We start from the raw sequence: 16,230 nt of genomic DNA, 5'->3' as shown, positions 1-16,230 counted from the left end.
ATGGACTCACCAAACGTTATACTTTGTCCCACTGATTTTTCAGAATGCTCTCTGAACGCCATTGAGTATGCCGCTAGAATAGGGGAGCGTTATGGTTCCACTTTGATTTTGATTCATGTGGCGAATAGGGAAGATTACTTTAAACTGAACCCCCTGAGTAATGAAGCGGATTATCAATTGGCATTTTTGAAAGAAAAGCTTTCCAATTTGCAGCAAACTGTAAGAAATGAATCCATTCCAAAAGGCTTGAAAGAATGTCATGTGTTGATTTGTGAAGGGGATATTGTAAAAGAGTTGATAAAAGCCAGTGAAGAAACCAAGGCCCAGTTATTAGTAATGGGGACTGAAGGGATGAATGAATTGCGGAAAAATATCATCGGAAGCCGAACTAGTAGAATTGTAGAAAAGTCAAAGGTGGATGTGTTGGTTGTCCCCCGAAAGGTATTTTACAAGCAACCTAGGAAGTTGGTATTTGGGACCGATTACCGAGAAGAAGATAAAGTCGCCATTCAAAAAATTGTAGAATTCGCGAAGTTCTTTGATGCTGAAATAGACATTGTTCATGCTTCAGAAGGCAAAAATAAACTAGAGAAACCGCTTCATCAGGTCATGATTGAGGAACTAAAGCCGTTCATCAAGTATGATCGAGTGAATTTTGTTTTGAAAACTTTCCGGGATGATTTGGCTTTGGGGCTTGAAAACTATTTGCAATCAGCAAAAGGTGATATGCTAATCACCTTAAGTCGTCAACGAGATTTTTTCAATAAGATATTTACCAAGAGCGTCTCTAAAAAGATGTCCTATTTCATCACGAAACCTCTTTGGGTGATCAAGAATTTTTAGGCTTTTTAAAAGGTTTTTTGAGGAACTGAAGAAAATCCTTTCGAGTCTTTTCGTCCACAAAAACATCTTTCAAGGTTTTTACAAAATAGCTAAAAGTCAAAGTGGCTTTTTCTTCCTTTTGAATTTTTGGTAAGGGAGCTGGGCTTTCTTCTTTTGGAGAAGTGGTCTGCTTGCTTTCAGGGGCTTTATATCCTACTAATTCATCAGCTTTCGAAAAGCTATCTTTTGATTTCTTTTTGTAGCCTAATTTTTCTTCAACCAATCCTTTGTTGTTATAGGCGACAGCATCTTCAGGATCCAATTCGATTGCCTTTTCATAATCCTCAATTGCCCCTTTCAAATCTCCGATTCGGTCTTTGAAAAAAGCCCGGCTACTGTATCGATAAGGATTGTTTGGATCCAAGTTGGCTGCCCGATCAAATTCAGCCAAAGCCTCTTCATTTCGGTTTAGCAAGTGTAAGACTACTGCCCGGTCTGCAATAAAATCGGTATTGTAAGGTTCAAGGGCTACGATCTGATCAAAATCTTCGAGTGCATTTTCAGTTTTACCCATTCTGGATAAAATCCGACCTCTGTATAAAAAGTACGAAGTCTGGGTTTGATCCTCCTCGATGAGCTGATTAAATACGGTAAGTGCTTCATCGAATTTTCCTGCTTTGTAATATTCTATGCCTACTTGAAAGTTCATGTCTTGCTTTTGGAATAAATACAAAGTTAAGGCATGAATAGTTTTTCAAATAATCAAATTGCTTTTGGAGGCTTTTCATGAGTACTCTTATCTTTAAGTCCCAAATCACTGATCTATGCCTAAAAATCCAAATGACGTCGTCAAAGATTTGAAAGCCGGAAAGTTTTCACCGGTTTATTTTTTGGATGGTGAAGAGCCCTATTACATTGATTTGATTACCAAAATCATTGAAGAAACGGCTATTCCGGAGCATGAGCGTGGATTTAACCAATTGGTGATTTATGGCAAAGATGCCAATATGGGTGTTGTTTTGAACAATGCTAGAAAATTTCCCATGATGGCTGAGCGACAGTTGGTAGTGGTAAAAGAAGCGCAAAGTTTGCCCGATTGGGGAAATGAAGGGATTCCCGAGCTTTTGATTAAATACATAGAGAATCCATTACCTAGTACCATTTTGGTTTTTGCCTACAAATACAAAAAAATCGACGGCAAGACCAGTCTAGGGAAAGCGTTGAACAAATATGCGGTCTATGTCCGCTCTGAGAAGGTGCCGGACTATAAAATGAATGAGTGGGTGGAGCTCTATATAAAGGGTACTGGCCACCAAATCGATCCAAAAGCAGCAGCATTGCTGGCTGATTCCATTGGAAATAACCTGGAAGTGATGACCAATGAAATCGGGAAGATGCTAATTAATTTTAAGGAACCTACTCAGATTACAGTCGATCACATTTCCAAATATGTGGGGATTAATAAAGACTACAATAATTTTGAACTGCTTAAGGCGATTGGATTTAAAAACGCTTACAAAGCCAATCAGATTATTCAATACTTTTCCCAAAACCCCAAGAATCACCCAGTGATTCCGCTTTTTTCACTAATCTATTTTTATTTCCGTCAGCTGGCCTTGATTCATGAGAACAAAGCACAAACCAATGATCAGGTTGCAAGTATTTTAAAAATGAATCCTTTCATTGCTAGGGAATACCTGGCTGTTTCAAGAAATTATAATTTGGGCAAGATAATTGAGGTGTTTAAACACATTCGGGAGGCAGATCTTCGTTACAAAGGAGTAGAATCCGGAAGTATGAGCGATGCTGAAATCCTCCGGGATCTCGTGTATAAGATTTTACACTGAACCTCAATTACCAACTATGCGATACTACCTAGTGCTATTGGCTAGTCTAGGTTTGAGTTGGCAGGCATCCGCCCAGTCTACTCTATACCAGACCAGTTCTCAGCGTGTTTTGGATGAACAGTCTTCTTTTTTTCAAAACCAGCTTTTTTCAGTCACTCTTCTGGAAAACCAGCAATTAGATTCCAGGAATTTTTATGATGATCAAGTTCGGTTTGGAAGGCTTCAAGCAGCGCAATCTGCCTTGGAATTGGAAAGTCCGGATGGAGTGGGCTTGATGAAGTCTTACATACTTGATTATCGAAATCACCCTTCTGTAAATTCTGCAGGACTTTATTTGGGAGACCATTTCTTTTATAAGAGGAATTATAAAGAAGCGGTTGACGGATATAGTTTAGTTAATGCTGCAAATTTGGATCCTGAAAGCCAGGCTGATGTACTTTTCAAGCAGGGATATGCTTATTTCCAATTGAAAAACCTGGATTCGGCAGCGATATATTTTGATCAGGCAAAGACTTTAGGACAGCCGATTAGTTATGATGCCTACTATTACAGTGGTTACATCGCTATGCAATCGGGAAATACATCAAAGGCTATTTCTGATTTGGAAAAAGCGGGTCAATCGGCATTTTATGCTCCTAAGGTTCCTTATCTATTGGCGTCTCTATATTACCAAGAAGGCCGCTATCAGGATTTGATTAGCTATGCAGAATCAAAACTTGCTTCCAATGCGAATTTGGAGCGAAAGGAAATGATTCACTTATACCTTGCAGAAGCTTACTTCGAGCAAAGGGAATTTGCGAAGGCTGCCGAAAATTATGATGCATTTGTTAATTCCAGAAAAGGGGAGTTAAGCTCAGAGCAAGTTTACAAAGGTGGAGTTGCGCAGTTTGAAATTGAAAATTATCAGCGTGCAACGGATTATTTGAAGGTTTCAGCTTCGGCGCAAAATGAAATGGGGCAAGCCTCTTCCTATTATTTAGGGCATGCCTATCTCAAGTTGGATAACTTTCAATTTGCCAGTACTTCCTTTAAATCAGCAGCAAATTCTGATTATAATCAGCAGATAAAAGAGGAAGCCATATTCAATTATGCTAAATCCAATCTTCAAAAAGGGAGTTTTCAAGAGGGAATTTCTGGCTTGGACCAATACTTAAATGAATATCCAAACGGAGCCTACCGTGGCGAAGCAGAGACCTTGCTTTCCGAAGCATTAATTAATACTAGTGATTATTTGCGGGCTATAGAGCAAATGGATCGTATTCAAAATAAGTCCCCAAGAATTCGGGAAGCTTATCAGCGAGTGGCTTACTATCAAGCCATGGTCTATTTTCGAGATAAGCGCTATCCTGGAGCAATTGCCTATTTGGATAAATCCTTAGCATTTCCAGTTAATCGCGATTTAGTTTTGGAAGCCCATTTTTGGAAAGGGGAGATTTATTCTGCTGATGGTCAATTAGATCAGGCGATTTCTTCCTACAAAAAAGCACTGGATCTTGGAAGAACTACCTCCAGTGCTTACTTAAACAAAAGTTTGTATGGTTTGGGATATGCTTATTTTAATTCCAAGCAATATCGAGAGGCGGAATTTCAGTTTAAAACCTACACCGATAGACTGCGAAGTAGAGAAAACAAAGAAAACTATGACGATGCTTTACTTCGTTTAGGGGATTGCTATTACGTTCAAAAACGCTTTTCTGAGGCAGAATCTACTTTCCAGCAAGCTATTTCTGAAAGGAATTCAGGAATTGATTATGCTTTTTATCGATTGGGTGTTGTTCAAAATTTCCAAACAAATAATAGTGCTGCTCTTCGCAATTTGGACCAACTGATTGCCAATTATCCAAATTCCCTTTATCTGGAAGATGCCTTGTTTCAGCGTGGACAGATTTTGATGGAAGAGCTTCGATATAATGATGCGACCTTTGCTTTTTCGGATTTGATTTCCCGAAGACCAAATAGTCCTTTTGTGCCATTTGCTTTGGAAGGAAGAGCTGTGGCTAATTTTTCACTTCAAAACTACAATGAGACCATTCGGGATTATTCTACCATTTTAGATGAACATCCAAATTCTTCCAATTCCGAAACAGCCTTAAAAGGACTTCAGGAAGCTTTAGCGCTTCAAGGAAGAGCAGGAGAGTTCTCAGCTTATTTGGATAGATACAAGCAAGCAAATCCAGATGGGGGATCGGTTCAATCTCTGGAGTTTGAGTCAGCAAAGAGTTTGTATTTCGAACGGAATTTTGCACAGGCCGCAAGAGCTTTTGAAAATTATTTGAGGAGCTACCCTCAAACAGCTCAGCGCAATGATGCTCTTTATTACATGGGTGATTCCTATTTCCAATCAGGTAATCAGGAAAATGCTTTAGCTGCGTTTTTAGAATTGGAAAAAGAACCTGCATCTCCGCAGCGACTTCGCGCAATGCAAAAGATAGGGGAGATCAGGTTGAATCAGAAAGACTATGCGGCTGCAATTCCATACTTGGAATTAGCTACTTCTAATGCTCGAAGCAAGGTGGAGGAAGCAGAGGCTTTGATGGGATTATTGGAAGCTTATAATCAGACTAAGCGCTACCGGGAGGTAATTTCTACAGCAGAAAAATTAGAATCCTTGGATGGTATTTTACCGGAATCTACGCCAAAAGCCCTCTTGGGAAAGGCAAAAGCACAATTGGCTTTGAAGCAAGATCAAGTAGCGGAAGTGACACTATCTGTTTTGGTGGATGAATACAAGACGCTTGAGGGTGCAGAAGGGCTTTATCTGCTTGCAAAGAACTATCAAGAAAAAGGTCAAGTCGAACAATCGAATGAAAGTATTTTCGAGATGTCTGGACCTTTTGCTGATTTCGATTATTGGTACGGACAGATGTTTTTGCTCATCGCTGATAACTATCTGAAACTGGGAGAGGATTTTCAAGCAAAAGCAACGCTGGAATCCATCGTGGAAAATGCCACCAATGAGGAGGTTAAAAGAATAGCACAAGAGAAACTTCAAAAACTGAATTAATCCATGCGTAAAATATATTTAGTCCTAGCTTTTGCTTTTTCTTGGATCTCGAATGATCTCTTGGGACAAATTCAGTCTCGTGGAGAAGTTCAAGATCAGGAGTTTGTGATTCGAAAAGATCGAGTTCTGACGCTGCCCACTCAGCCACGGATATACGAAAAACTTCCAGTCTTGCCTCAGCCCAAGGGGCTATCCGATTTTAATTATAGTGTCAAATTTTATGAATTGGATCTCCCACCTGTTGTATTGGATGTGGAGCCCGCTCAAAAGGTTTATAGAAGAGATTACAAGGATTTGTTTCCGGGTTATTTGAAGCTTGGGTATGGAAATTTTGCCAGTCCATTATTGGAAGCCCGGTTTATGGCTACTGAAGTTTACGACTGGAATTACAGCATTGGTCTCAAGCATCAAAGTTTTGGAAAAGGACCTGTATTAGACGAGCAGTCGAAAGAATCCCATACTCAACTGGGAGGAGCTTTCAGTTATTTTCTAGATCAAGCTGAGGTTTTTGGAGGTTTGAATTGGAAACAGGATTCGTATTCATTTTATGGAATCGATACCTCTATTTTCAGTAATCCGAATTTGGATTTTGGCGGAATTCAAGGCAATGTTTTTAGCACTGTTCAGGTTTCTGCAGGTATTAAGGACCTTGAAAAAGTGGGTCCGGTTTCATACGAGGGGAAAATTCACTTTAGAAACTTCAAGGATAGCTATTTAGCTCAGGAAAATGAGATAGGGATTTCTGGAAAAGGAATTTTTAGACCTTTAGAAGATTGGAAAGGATCTGTGGAAGTGTCTTATTTTCACACAACTCCGGAGGATGAAGGTTATGATGAAACAAGAACCTATTTTGCAATAAGGCCGGAAGTTGGATATGAATTAGATGCTTTTCGGTTTACAGCAGGTTTGAATATTGTGTCTGAAAACGATTCTTTACCTGGGAAATCCAGCGATTTTAGGATTTTCCCTGTATTAAAGGCTTCCTATCAGTTTGCAGATGAGTTTGGGTTTTTTGGAGAGTTTTCCGGTGATGTTCAGCGAAATACCTATTATAGTTTTGTAATGGAGAATCCATTTTTAGGACCTTCATCTCAGCTTTTAAACACGATTAACAATTACAAAATAGCAGGGGGGATAGAAGGGCGAGTCCAAAATAAAGTCCATTATAAAGCTGGTATAGATGTTAGTCGCTTCAATCAGATGCACTTTTTCATCAATTCGCCTGCTGATACCTCTAGATTTCAATTGGTCTATGATGATAAGGTCAGCGTATTCAATATCAATGCGGAGTTGGGTGTTCAAATTCAATCCCTATATCGATTATCCACTCGCCTAGATTTGTACCAATACGATTTGAATACCTTGTCCGAGGCTTGGCATCGACCAACCTGGCAAGTGGGAATTAATAATCAGCTAACTCCCTTTGAAAGTTTGCTCATTCAAATGAATATCAATTTGATGGGAGGAATAAAAGCTCCTCAAATGACCGAAGAACCCGGCTTTTATAGTTCTAGAAATTTAAAATCCATAGCTGATTTACATCTGAAGGCCGAGTATCAGATTACAGAACGAATAGGAGTTTTTGCTGAAGGAAATAATTTGTTGAATGGGAAAAATATCCGTTGGCAAAATTACCCGGTAAGAGGAGTTCAATTGTTAGGTGGAGCATGGCTTAAATTTTAATTTCGGTTTGGCTTTCCCTTCAAATCGATTAGTTTCGTATCAGGCTATTTTTCAAAATTCGCTGTGGAGAAAAAAGTAAGTAAAACCTGGAATGATCCTAAGGATTTTGGACTTCCCTTTGTAGAAGTCAAAACCCTGAAAGAGCAACAAAAACTTCCGCAAAAAGCGGTTAAAGTTGATGCTGATTCAGCTCAGGAAAAACCTATGGAAGCAGCTGAACTACGAAAGAAAATCCGCTCTCAAATCCCGGTTAAGCCAGTTGAACCAAGTGAAATTTCTCCAAAAGAAGAAGTTACAGTAAAGCCAGAGCAATCAGTTCAAAGTTATGAGAACAAAAAAGAGGTGGTTCAAAAGGCAGAAGATCGAGTCATCCCCAAGAAAAAAACTCCGAGTTGGGTTATCTATGTCTTGTTCATAGGATTGCTTTTGGTTTCTGCCGTTGTTTGGCAACTCATGAAAGAAAAAGATTCTGCCCCAGTAACCACTGAACAAATCAATATGGAGCAAGAGCCAATTGCTCAAGTGGAACAAGAAGTAGTTCAAGAACCAGAAAATATTCAAGAAGAAATTCCTCAGCAAGTATCTGAAAATCAACAAACTGAAGAAGAAACTCCTCGAGCTCAAAATCCAAATCCTCCAGCAGCCGAAACTGGTACAACAATTGAGCGTAGTGTAGAAAGATCTTTGATCCGAATAGAATCAAGAGAAGATCGATCCCGCTATTTCATTGTTGTTGGAAGTCTCCCTTCCGAACGGCTGGCAGTTGCAAAATCTGAAGAATACTGGGATCGTGCTTCAGAGCTTTATTTGATCACGCCATACGAAGATTCCCCAAATTATCGTTTGGCAATTGGAAGATATTATTCCTTCTCCCAAGCAAATCAAGCTCTTTCGGAAATCAAAGACGATTATTCCGAAGCATTGTGGATTTTGAAATATTAATATGATTTTACTACAAACTCTCTCTACAGACTCGCTTTCTATGGCGGATAGTCTGAGTATGAATGATATGGGCCAAGAAATCGGTCTTCTTGATCTCTTGATCAAAGGGGGCTACATGATGATTCCCTTGTATCTGCTCTTCATTTTGGCAATTTATATTTTTGTGGAACGGCTAATGACGCTTAAGAAAGCTTCCAAAACGCCGGCTCATTTATTGGATCAGGTTAAGGTATTGGTTTCTAGCGGTCAGGTAGAAAAGGCCAAGATGCTTTGCGCTGATGAAAAGACTCCGATTGCCAATATGATTGCTAAAGGAATAGAACGAATTGGTTCTCCTTTGAAAAATATTGAAGTATCCATTGAGAATGTTGGTAAAATCGAGATCTATAAGCTCGAGAAGAATCTAAGCTTGCTGGCAACTGTCTCCGGTGCAGCTCCAATGATCGGTTTCTTGGGAACAGTAGCAGGGATGATTCAGGCGTTTATTGCCATTGCTCAAGAGGAGGGAATGGTTTCCCCGAAACTTCTTTCTGAAGGAATCTATGAGGCGATGATTACCACAGCTACAGGATTGGTAGTAGGTATTTTGGCCTATTTAGGATACAATTATTTGGTTACTCAAGTATCCAAATTAGTGCACCGTATGGAATACGCTTCCATTGAGTTTATTGAATTGCTTCAAGAGAAATAATCATGGCACTTCAGTCAAAACATAAAGTCGAATCAGCATTTAGCATGTCCTCAATGACAGACATCATCTTTCTGTTGTTGATTTTCTTTATGCTTACTTCCTCATTTATCACTCCCTCAGGCTTGCCAGTTAATTTGCCTTCCAGCGAGACTTCCGACATCGCTATGCAGGAAGTAACAGTGTCTGTAACGAAAGATCTTCTATACGCAGTAAATGATAAAGTCGTTAGCAGAGATCAAATCAAATCTGAATTGACCACTTTATTGAAAGATAAAAAGGGTCAGGTGGTACTTCATATCGATAAAGAAGTTCCTGTAGAATACTTAGTGGAAATCGGCGGCATTGCTGCGGGTTTGGAGGCGAATGTTTCCATCGCGACAAAACCTTTCTAGTATGGAATTTTGGAATGCGGATAAAGTAGAGAGTCAAAATAAGAAGCGAGCAGGTTTGATTACCTTCTTGCTGAATATCTTATTGCTGATTGCGATCTACTTTATTGTAGTTTGGAAACAGCCCATTCCGCCTCTGCCCACTTTTGGTTTGGAATTGAATCTTGGTTTTGATCAAGCTGGTTCCGGTGAGATCAATAGCCCAAACCCGCCTTCTGAATCTCCATCTTCTGTTGTAGAATCAGCAGCACCTGGAGAAGTAGCAACCAAAGTTACTCCGGAGGCAACTCCAACTCCTGCACCTCAAACCACTCAAGCTAAACCCAAATCCAATCCTCAACCTGCAACAAACCAGGCAGTTTCTAAAAATCCTTCGCCAATCAAAGGTGAAGAGAAGGCGAGTGAGGTTAATAAAAAGCCTGACCCTAAACCAATTGAACCTTCTAAAACGGTGACTACACCAGCTGAATCAAAAGCTGAAGAAACTGTCCAAAAGGCTCCGGAACAGCCCAAAATCAATGAACGGGCCTTAATGGGGGCAGGAGGGACAAAAGGGAAAAGCAATCAGCCTGCAGCAGGTGGTGCTCAAGGAGACTCTAATCAAAAAGGAGATGCCGGAGATCCTAAAGGAACGGTTGACGGAAGAGCTATTATGGGTCAAGGAACAGGCCAAGGGACAAATTCAGGTTCTGGTTATAGTTTGGATTTGGCTGGATGGGATTTTGCTGCTAGACCAAATATCAATGATCGCGTTTCCTCCCGAAATGGCAGAATAGTATTTAAAATCACTGTTGATGATTCTGGACGGGTAGTACAAGCTGTTCCTTTAGAGTACAATGTATCCAATGAGGTTTTGGCTTATTATAGGCAGGTTGTCAATCAGGTTTCCTTTAAACGTCAAGGTGGTCCTGTTGCAGATTTTTCAACAGGAAAGATCACCTTTATTATTAAGGTAGATTAAAAAATGACCTATCAGGAGACGCTGGATTTTTTATTTAATGCTCTTCCCATGTTTCAACGAGTGGGAGCCTCAGCATTTAAAAAAGATCTTTCAAACACTTTGGCTTTATGTGAGCATTTAGGAAATCCTCAGAAAGAATTTAAATCTGTTCATATTGCAGGGACCAATGGAAAGGGAAGTTCTTCGCATGCCCTTGCTGCTGTTTTACATCAAGCTGGATACAAAACAGGTCTTTATACTTCGCCTCATTTAAAGTCTTTTACTGAGCGAATTAGAATCAACGGGGTTGAAATTCCGGAAGATGATGTGGTCCTTTTTGTGGCTGAAAACCAAGACTTTTTAGAAGAGCTAAAGCCTAGTTTTTTTGAAATGACCGTTGCGATGGCCTTTTGGTTTTTCGCCAAAGAAAAGGTCGATATCGCAATCATTGAAGTAGGAATGGGAGGTCGATTGGATAGTACCAATGTGATCAATCCAGAGTTATGTTTGATTACCAATATTGGATGGGATCATATGCAATATTTGGGAGACACTCTTCCAAAAATCGCCGCGGAAAAAGCTGGAATCATTAAAGAAAATACTCCCTTAATCATTAGCCAAACTCAGGAGGAATGTAGGGAGGTTTTTATTGAAAAAGCTACTGAAAAGCATGCTCCCTTAGTATTTGCAGATAAAAAATGGAGGATAAAGCGAATTCAAGAAAAGGAAACTCAAAATTCATCCTCTAAAGCACTTTATGAAATTCATCATGATGGGGAGGTTACTCAATTGAGATTTGGTTTGTTGGGCGATTATCAGGTCTGGAATATTCCCGGAATTCTTGAATCAGTTTCTCAGCTTCAGCAAATGGACTGGAAGATCTCTAAAGAAGCTATTGAAGTTGGGCTTTCTAATATTTCGGAGCTTACTGGTTTGAAAGGACGTTGGCAGATTTTGAGCTCTTCTCCAATGATTATTTCTGATACTGGTCATAATGAACCCGGAATTCGTGCTATTTTGAGCCAATTGTCAAAATATGATTATGATAGGCTCTGGATGGTAATAGGGATGGTGAATGATAAGGATGTTTCTAAAATCCTTGCGCTATTGCCTAAAAATGCCAAGTATATTTTTTGTGAAGCCAAAATTCCTCGAGCCTTGCCTGCTGAGCAATTGGCTGAAAAAGCCAAAGAATTTGATCTTCAAGGAGAAATTATCTCCAATATTCCAGAAGCTATTCAATATGCTCGAAAAAATGCGGCGCCAAATGATTTGATTTTTATCGGAGGCAGTACTTTTGTGGTCGCAGAAATCGAGGAACTTTAAATGAGCAGAAAGAAGCTGGTTCGCTTTAAGGCGAATGAGGAAAACCCCAATGTAATTCAGGCCGGAAAACCAATTTTTGAAGAAATCCAAGGAAACTGGAAAGAGCGTCAGTTCAATAATGAGAATCCACTTGTGGTCGAGTTAGCTTGTGGAAGGGGAGAGTTTACAGTAGGTCTGGCTCGTGTTTTTCCCTCACAAAATTTCATTGGAGTTGACATCAAAGGAAGTAGAATCTGGAAGGGTAGTTCCACAGCTACTGCAGAAGGACTCGAAAATGTAGCTTTTCTTCGAACTCAAATTCAACAATTGGATAAGTTCTTTGCTGTTGGTGAAATAGATGAACTTTGGATTACATTTCCCGACCCTTTTCCGCGAGATGGTGATGAAAAGCGTCGGCTAACATCTCCCCGATTTTTAGATATGTACAAACCTTTGATCAAAGAAGGCGGAGTTGTCCATTTTAAAACAGATAATACTGGTCTTTTTGAATACACTCTTGAATTATTGAAATCACGAGAGGATATAAAGTTGATTGGCTTTACTCACGATTTTTATCAAAGTGAATGGAAAGATGATCACTTTGGAATTAAGACCCGGTATGAAAAGATTTTTACCGAAAAAGGCGAGAAAATCAAATATCTGAAGTTCCAGTTTATTTGATAAAGTTTGGTGCTTTGTAAGCTGGATGAGGGTATTTATAAAAGCCTTCACCGGTTTTTTCTCCCAATTTCCCCGCATCAATATAGGTTTTCAATAAAGCTGCAAACGCTTGTGATGCGGAATCTTTCCTGTTTTTAGTGACATGCCAAGCTGTATCCAATCCGATTGAATCCAAGATTCCAAAAGGTCCCATAGGCATATGGAAATTGACCATCCATGAGCGGTCAATATCTTCTACGCTTCCAACTTCACCAGTCAAGAGCTTTCCTGCTGCCCCAATTAGAGCCAAAAGCATGGTGTTGAAAATGTAACCTGGATTCTCCTTTTTGACTAAAATGGGAACTTGATTGAGTTTTCTACCCAATTCTTCCAAAAGTGGAATTAATTCGGGTTCGGTACCGGGGTGAGGCATGGTATCGACTATTCTCGAATAGAAAACATCATGGAAATGAAAGGCACAGAATTTTTCAGGTCGACCTGATTCCTCGGCAAACATGGAAGGAAGCAAATAAGAAGTGTTGGTGGTAAAAATGGTTTTCTGGGGTGCGATTTCTCCAAATTGTTTCCAAACCTTCTTTTTTATTTCTACATCCTCGGTTACACTTTCATTTACAAAATCAGCGTCCTGAATAGCTTTTTCTGGGGCAGTTGTAAAATATATTCGGGAAAGAATTTTCTCTTGAGGTTCTTTCAAAAGTTGTCCCTTTTCTAACTGAGCAAGGATTTTTTTCATTGTCTTAAATCCAAAATCCAGTGCTTCCTCATGAATATCATAGACAGAGACTTCATACCCGGAAATGGCACTTTGTATGGCAACTCTTGAACCCAGTGTTCCAGCACCAAGAATGCAGATTTTTTGAATGGTCATACTTATATTTTTTCAGTTAGGATACTTTTTTCAGCTTTCTTCGCTGCTACCTTTACTACTTCAATTAAAGAGGCGAATCGGGGGTCATTGGCTTGTCCCAACTTAAAGCGTTTATAAATTTGCTGGGCGATAACAGCCACCTTGAATAGACCAAAGACGTAATAAAACAAGATGTTATTTAGCTTAAGATTTGAATGCTTTGAATAATATTCGATTACTTCATTCCGAGTGAAATTTCCGGGAAGATGGGTTAGGTTGAACATTTTCAAAATATCTGAATCCTCTACTTGTGCCCAATAGGCTAGGCTTGTTCCCAAATCCATTAATGGATCCCCCACAGTAGCCATTTCCCAATCCAAAACAGCTTTGATTTCAAATAGATTATCTGGATTTAAAACCAGATTATCATACTTGAAATCATTATGAATAAAACCTTTATTTTCTGTCTGAGGAATATTATTAATTAGCCATTCGGCTGTTTTATCCATTTCAGAAATTGGTTCAGTTTGGGAATGCTTGTATCGATCTGTCCAGCCAAAAACTTGTCTTTGTACATATCCTTCCGGCTTCCCCAATTGAATAAGTCCGGAATCTTCCAATTCCAGCTTATGAAGTTCGAGAAGGCTGTCAATCGTATTCTGAGACAATTTGCGGAATGTATCTTCAGTGGGAATTGGTCCTGAAGTGGGAAGCTTATTGCGAAGTACTTTTCCTTCTACAAATTCCATAATGAAAAATGGTGCCCCTAATACCTTCTCATCTTCATGAAACAGGATGGGTTTGGGGCCTTTGGAATAATGTGCTTTTTGCAAAGCTTCCAGCACCTTACTTTCTCTTCCCATATCGTGGGCGGTGCTTATTTTATATCCAAAAGGAGGTCTTCTTAGAGCGAATTTTCCACTTGGAGTTTTCAATAGATAGGTCAAATTTGAAAACCCGCCTGATAAGGGGCTGATTTCTATTTCTGAGGAAGCGCAATCGAACTGTTCACCCAAAAATTCCTTTAGTGCATCGAAATTCATTTCCTTCATGCTTTTGGGAAATTTTTGAGGATGGATTTAGCTAAAGAAGCCTTATGAACTTCATCCGGACCATCATAGATTCTTGCACCTCTTTCATGTCTATACCAGAAAGATAGAAGCGTGTCATCCGTAACCCCTAAAGCTCCGTGAATTTGAATAGCTCTATCTATTACTTTCATTAGGACATCCGCTACAAAAAACTTGATCATGGATATCTCCTCTTTGACTGCTTTGGATCCATGAACTTGCATTCGGGAAGCTACGTCCAAAACCATTAACCTACTTGCGTTGATTTCGGCACGGCTTTCTGCAATCCAATTTTGAATAGTTTGTTTTTCGGCTAATGGTTTCCCCGGGTACAATTCTCTAGTTAAGGCTCGTTGGCACATTAAGCTAAATACCCGCTCACAAATTCCTATCCATCTCATACAATGGTGAATCCTTCCGGGACCTAGCCGCTCCTGAGCTAAAGCAAAACCCTGTCCTTCAGATCCAATAAGATGATCCACAGGAACTTTACAATTTTCAAATCTAACCTCACCATGAGAAATATAGTCTTCTCCTTCTTCACCCATGATTGGGATATTTCTGATCAAAGAAAACCCAGAATTATCTAAGGGAACTAGGATCATACTTGCTTTTTTATAGGGAGATTCTTCCTCGGGGTTGGTTACAGCCATGACAATTGTAAAAGTGGCTCCATCTGCTGCTGTTGTAAACCATTTGTGACCATTGATAACATAATAATCTCCTTCTCGCTCGGCAGTTGTACTAAGGATGACCGGGTTGCTTCCTGCATTTTCGGGTTCTGTCATAGCAAAGCAACTTCTGATTTTCCCTTCCTGAAGAGGTTTGAGAAATTTTTCCTTTTGCCAATCGGAGCCAAAAAGCTCTAATAGCTCCATATTTCCTATGTCCGGGGCTTGGCAATTGAAAATAAAATGACCAATAGGACTTTGACCGAGAATTTCTGAGACTTTGGCGAAATCCACTAAGCTTAGGCCTAAACCTCCCGCATCTTTGGGAAGGTGTGGAGCGAATAGTCCAAGGTCTTTTGCTTTTTTTCGAAGTTCATGAAGCTGAGGAAGAAATGATCGAAAGGGACCCTTTATAACCTTCAAATCAATCGGAAAGAGTTCTTTTTCAACGAATTTCCGATAGGTTTGGAGCAATTCTTCCAATTGCTCTTTGGATAAATTTTCGTTTGTACTCATGAATATCAAATAGTAAATCCTCCATCAGCAGTAAAGACTGCCCCTGTTGTATAGCTTGATGCTTCGGATGCCAAAAAGAGAGCCATTGCTCCGATTTCCTCAGAAGTTCCCGCTCGTTTAATAGATAAGTTTTGAAGAATCATATTCATGATTTTTTCATTGCTCCACAGCGCTTCTGAAAACTTGGTTTGGATCAATCCCGGGCAAATTGCATTTACTCGAATTCCTGCGCCGCCCCATTCTTTTGCATAGACTTTTGTCAAAGAAATTAAAGCTGCTTTACTGACAGAATAAATTCCTAAGCCTCTTTCCGGTGAAATTCCTCCGATAGAACTGATATTGATAACGGAGGCATTGGATGATTTTCGAAGGTGTGGAAAACAAAGACGCGTCAGTTCAAATGGGGCTTTGACATTGACGTCCATGATCTTGTCAAAAGCTTCCAAGCTAGTTTCATGAACAGGCCCAAAAACCGGATTGGAGGCGGCATTATTCACCAAAATATCAATTTGTCCATATTTTTCGACCGTTTGATCAACCAATCCGGGAAGTTCTTCCATGTTTCCCACATTACAAGCAATACCGGTAGCTTCATAACCTTTGGACTTGAGTTGATTGGCCATTTCGTCCAATACTTCCTGTTTTCGGCTACTGATTACGACTTTAGCACCTGCGGCAGCAAATATTTCTGCTATGCTTAGGCCAATTCCTTTACTTGCCCCAGTGATTAGAGCAACCTTTCCATCCAGAGAAAAAATTTTAGATAAATCCATAAATCAGTGTTTGGTGTTTTCTTTTCAAGATATAAAAAAATTGCCCTTT

Annotated in this window: 15 protein-coding genes; 10 read left to right on the top strand and 5 right to left on the bottom strand. The window is 39.7% G+C overall.

Annotated elements, in window-relative coordinates:
• On the top strand, window positions 1–843 hold the full coding sequence (locus tag E4S40_RS04180) for a universal stress protein (RefSeq protein WP_135071271.1): 843 nt from the start codon (window positions 1–3) through the stop codon (window positions 841–843).
• Here the strand turns inward: E4S40_RS04180 and E4S40_RS04175 are convergent.
• A complete protein-coding gene (locus tag E4S40_RS04175) occupies window positions 830–1,531 on the bottom strand; it encodes a tetratricopeptide repeat protein (RefSeq protein WP_135071268.1) in 702 nt (233 codons plus the stop codon). The two genes, E4S40_RS04180 and E4S40_RS04175, sit on opposite strands and share 14 nt — an antisense overlap.
• Window positions 1,532–1,646: 115 nt before the next feature.
• Between E4S40_RS04175 and holA the strand changes: the two genes are divergently transcribed.
• From holA to trmB, 9 genes are all read left to right on the top strand, one after another.
• Window positions 1,647–2,669, top strand: coding sequence for a DNA polymerase III subunit delta (gene holA, locus E4S40_RS04170; RefSeq protein WP_135071265.1), 1,023 nt, complete (start codon window positions 1,647–1,649; stop codon window positions 2,667–2,669).
• A gap of 16 nt (window positions 2,670–2,685) precedes the next feature.
• The gene (locus E4S40_RS04165; protein WP_135071263.1) at window positions 2,686–5,673 is read left to right on the top strand and encodes a tetratricopeptide repeat protein; all 2,988 of its coding nucleotides are present in this window, start codon (window positions 2,686–2,688) and stop codon (window positions 5,671–5,673) included.
• Between the two features lie 3 nt (window positions 5,674–5,676).
• Window positions 5,677–7,356: a TonB-dependent receptor gene (locus E4S40_RS04160; protein ID WP_135071260.1), complete on the top strand. Its 1,680-nt coding sequence runs from the start codon at window positions 5,677–5,679 to the stop codon at window positions 7,354–7,356.
• Window positions 7,357–7,419: 63 nt separating this feature from the next.
• A complete protein-coding gene (locus E4S40_RS04155) occupies window positions 7,420–8,298 on the top strand; it encodes an SPOR domain-containing protein (RefSeq protein WP_135071257.1) in 879 nt (292 codons plus the stop codon).
• Window position 8,299: 1 nt separating this feature from the next.
• Window positions 8,300–8,989, top strand: a complete 690-nt coding sequence (locus E4S40_RS04150; protein ID WP_135071254.1) for a MotA/TolQ/ExbB proton channel family protein — start codon at window positions 8,300–8,302, stop codon at window positions 8,987–8,989.
• Window positions 8,990–8,991: 2 nt separating this feature from the next.
• Window positions 8,992–9,381, top strand: a complete 390-nt coding sequence (locus E4S40_RS04145; RefSeq protein ID WP_135071251.1) for an ExbD/TolR family protein — start codon at window positions 8,992–8,994, stop codon at window positions 9,379–9,381.
• 1 nt (window position 9,382) lies between these two features.
• Window positions 9,383–10,339, top strand: coding sequence for an energy transducer TonB (locus tag E4S40_RS04140; RefSeq protein ID WP_135071248.1), 957 nt, complete (start codon window positions 9,383–9,385; stop codon window positions 10,337–10,339).
• A gap of 3 nt (window positions 10,340–10,342) precedes the next feature.
• On the top strand, window positions 10,343–11,644 hold the full coding sequence (locus E4S40_RS04135; RefSeq protein WP_135071245.1) for a bifunctional folylpolyglutamate synthase/dihydrofolate synthase: 1,302 nt from the start codon (window positions 10,343–10,345) through the stop codon (window positions 11,642–11,644).
• On the top strand, window positions 11,645–12,304 hold the full coding sequence (gene trmB / locus E4S40_RS04130) for a tRNA (guanosine(46)-N7)-methyltransferase TrmB (protein WP_135071242.1): 660 nt from the start codon (window positions 11,645–11,647) through the stop codon (window positions 12,302–12,304).
• On the opposite strand, the gene E4S40_RS04125 is transcribed toward trmB, so the two are convergent.
• From E4S40_RS04125 to E4S40_RS04110, 4 genes are read right to left on the bottom strand one after another with little or no spacing between them, the layout of a single operon-like run.
• Window positions 12,297–13,172: a 3-hydroxyacyl-CoA dehydrogenase gene (locus E4S40_RS04125; protein WP_135071239.1), complete on the bottom strand. Its 876-nt coding sequence runs from the start codon at window positions 13,170–13,172 to the stop codon at window positions 12,297–12,299. The two genes, trmB and E4S40_RS04125, sit on opposite strands and share 8 nt — an antisense overlap.
• A 2-nt stretch (window positions 13,173–13,174) precedes the next feature.
• Window positions 13,175–14,203, bottom strand: coding sequence for a phosphotransferase family protein (locus E4S40_RS04120; RefSeq protein WP_135071236.1), 1,029 nt, complete (start codon window positions 14,201–14,203; stop codon window positions 13,175–13,177).
• Window positions 14,200–15,408 (bottom strand): acyl-CoA dehydrogenase family protein, encoded by a 1,209-nt coding sequence (locus E4S40_RS04115; RefSeq protein ID WP_135071233.1) that lies wholly within the window; start codon window positions 15,406–15,408, stop codon window positions 14,200–14,202. The genes E4S40_RS04120 and E4S40_RS04115 overlap by 4 nt, the downstream gene beginning before the upstream one ends.
• 5 nt (window positions 15,409–15,413) lie before the next feature.
• Window positions 15,414–16,181: an SDR family NAD(P)-dependent oxidoreductase gene (locus E4S40_RS04110; protein ID WP_135071230.1), complete on the bottom strand. Its 768-nt coding sequence runs from the start codon at window positions 16,179–16,181 to the stop codon at window positions 15,414–15,416.
• Window positions 16,182–16,230: the final 49 nt, after the last annotated feature.

This window comes from Algoriphagus kandeliae (assembly GCF_004571135.1).
In the GTDB taxonomy this organism is placed as follows: domain Bacteria; phylum Bacteroidota; class Bacteroidia; order Cytophagales; family Cyclobacteriaceae; genus Algoriphagus; species Algoriphagus kandeliae.
This window is presented reverse-complemented; position numbering and strand designations above follow the sequence as displayed.

Excerpts from the sequence above, each read along its gene's own strand:
- E4S40_RS04180 (WP_135071271.1), top strand. The coding sequence starts at position 1 with ATGGACTCACCAAACGTTATACTTTGTCCCACTGATTTTTCAGAATGC.
- E4S40_RS04175 (WP_135071268.1), bottom strand. The coding sequence starts at position 1,531 with ATGAACTTTCAAGTAGGCATAGAATATTACAAAGCAGGAAAATTCGAT.
- holA (WP_135071265.1), top strand. The coding sequence starts at position 1,647 with ATGCCTAAAAATCCAAATGACGTCGTCAAAGATTTGAAAGCCGGAAAG.
- E4S40_RS04165 (WP_135071263.1), top strand. The coding sequence starts at position 2,686 with ATGCGATACTACCTAGTGCTATTGGCTAGTCTAGGTTTGAGTTGGCAG.
- E4S40_RS04160 (WP_135071260.1), top strand. The coding sequence starts at position 5,677 with ATGCGTAAAATATATTTAGTCCTAGCTTTTGCTTTTTCTTGGATCTCG.
- E4S40_RS04150 (WP_135071254.1), top strand. The coding sequence starts at position 8,300 with ATGATTTTACTACAAACTCTCTCTACAGACTCGCTTTCTATGGCGGAT.
- E4S40_RS04145 (WP_135071251.1), top strand. The coding sequence starts at position 8,992 with ATGGCACTTCAGTCAAAACATAAAGTCGAATCAGCATTTAGCATGTCC.
- E4S40_RS04140 (WP_135071248.1), top strand. The coding sequence starts at position 9,383 with ATGGAATTTTGGAATGCGGATAAAGTAGAGAGTCAAAATAAGAAGCGA.
- E4S40_RS04135 (WP_135071245.1), top strand. The coding sequence starts at position 10,343 with ATGACCTATCAGGAGACGCTGGATTTTTTATTTAATGCTCTTCCCATG.
- trmB (WP_135071242.1), top strand. The coding sequence starts at position 11,645 with ATGAGCAGAAAGAAGCTGGTTCGCTTTAAGGCGAATGAGGAAAACCCC.
- E4S40_RS04125 (WP_135071239.1), bottom strand. The coding sequence starts at position 13,172 with ATGACCATTCAAAAAATCTGCATTCTTGGTGCTGGAACACTGGGTTCA.
- E4S40_RS04120 (WP_135071236.1), bottom strand. The coding sequence starts at position 14,203 with ATGAAGGAAATGAATTTCGATGCACTAAAGGAATTTTTGGGTGAACAG.
- E4S40_RS04115 (WP_135071233.1), bottom strand. The coding sequence starts at position 15,408 with ATGAGTACAAACGAAAATTTATCCAAAGAGCAATTGGAAGAATTGCTC.
- E4S40_RS04110 (WP_135071230.1), bottom strand. The coding sequence starts at position 16,181 with ATGGATTTATCTAAAATTTTTTCTCTGGATGGAAAGGTTGCTCTAATC.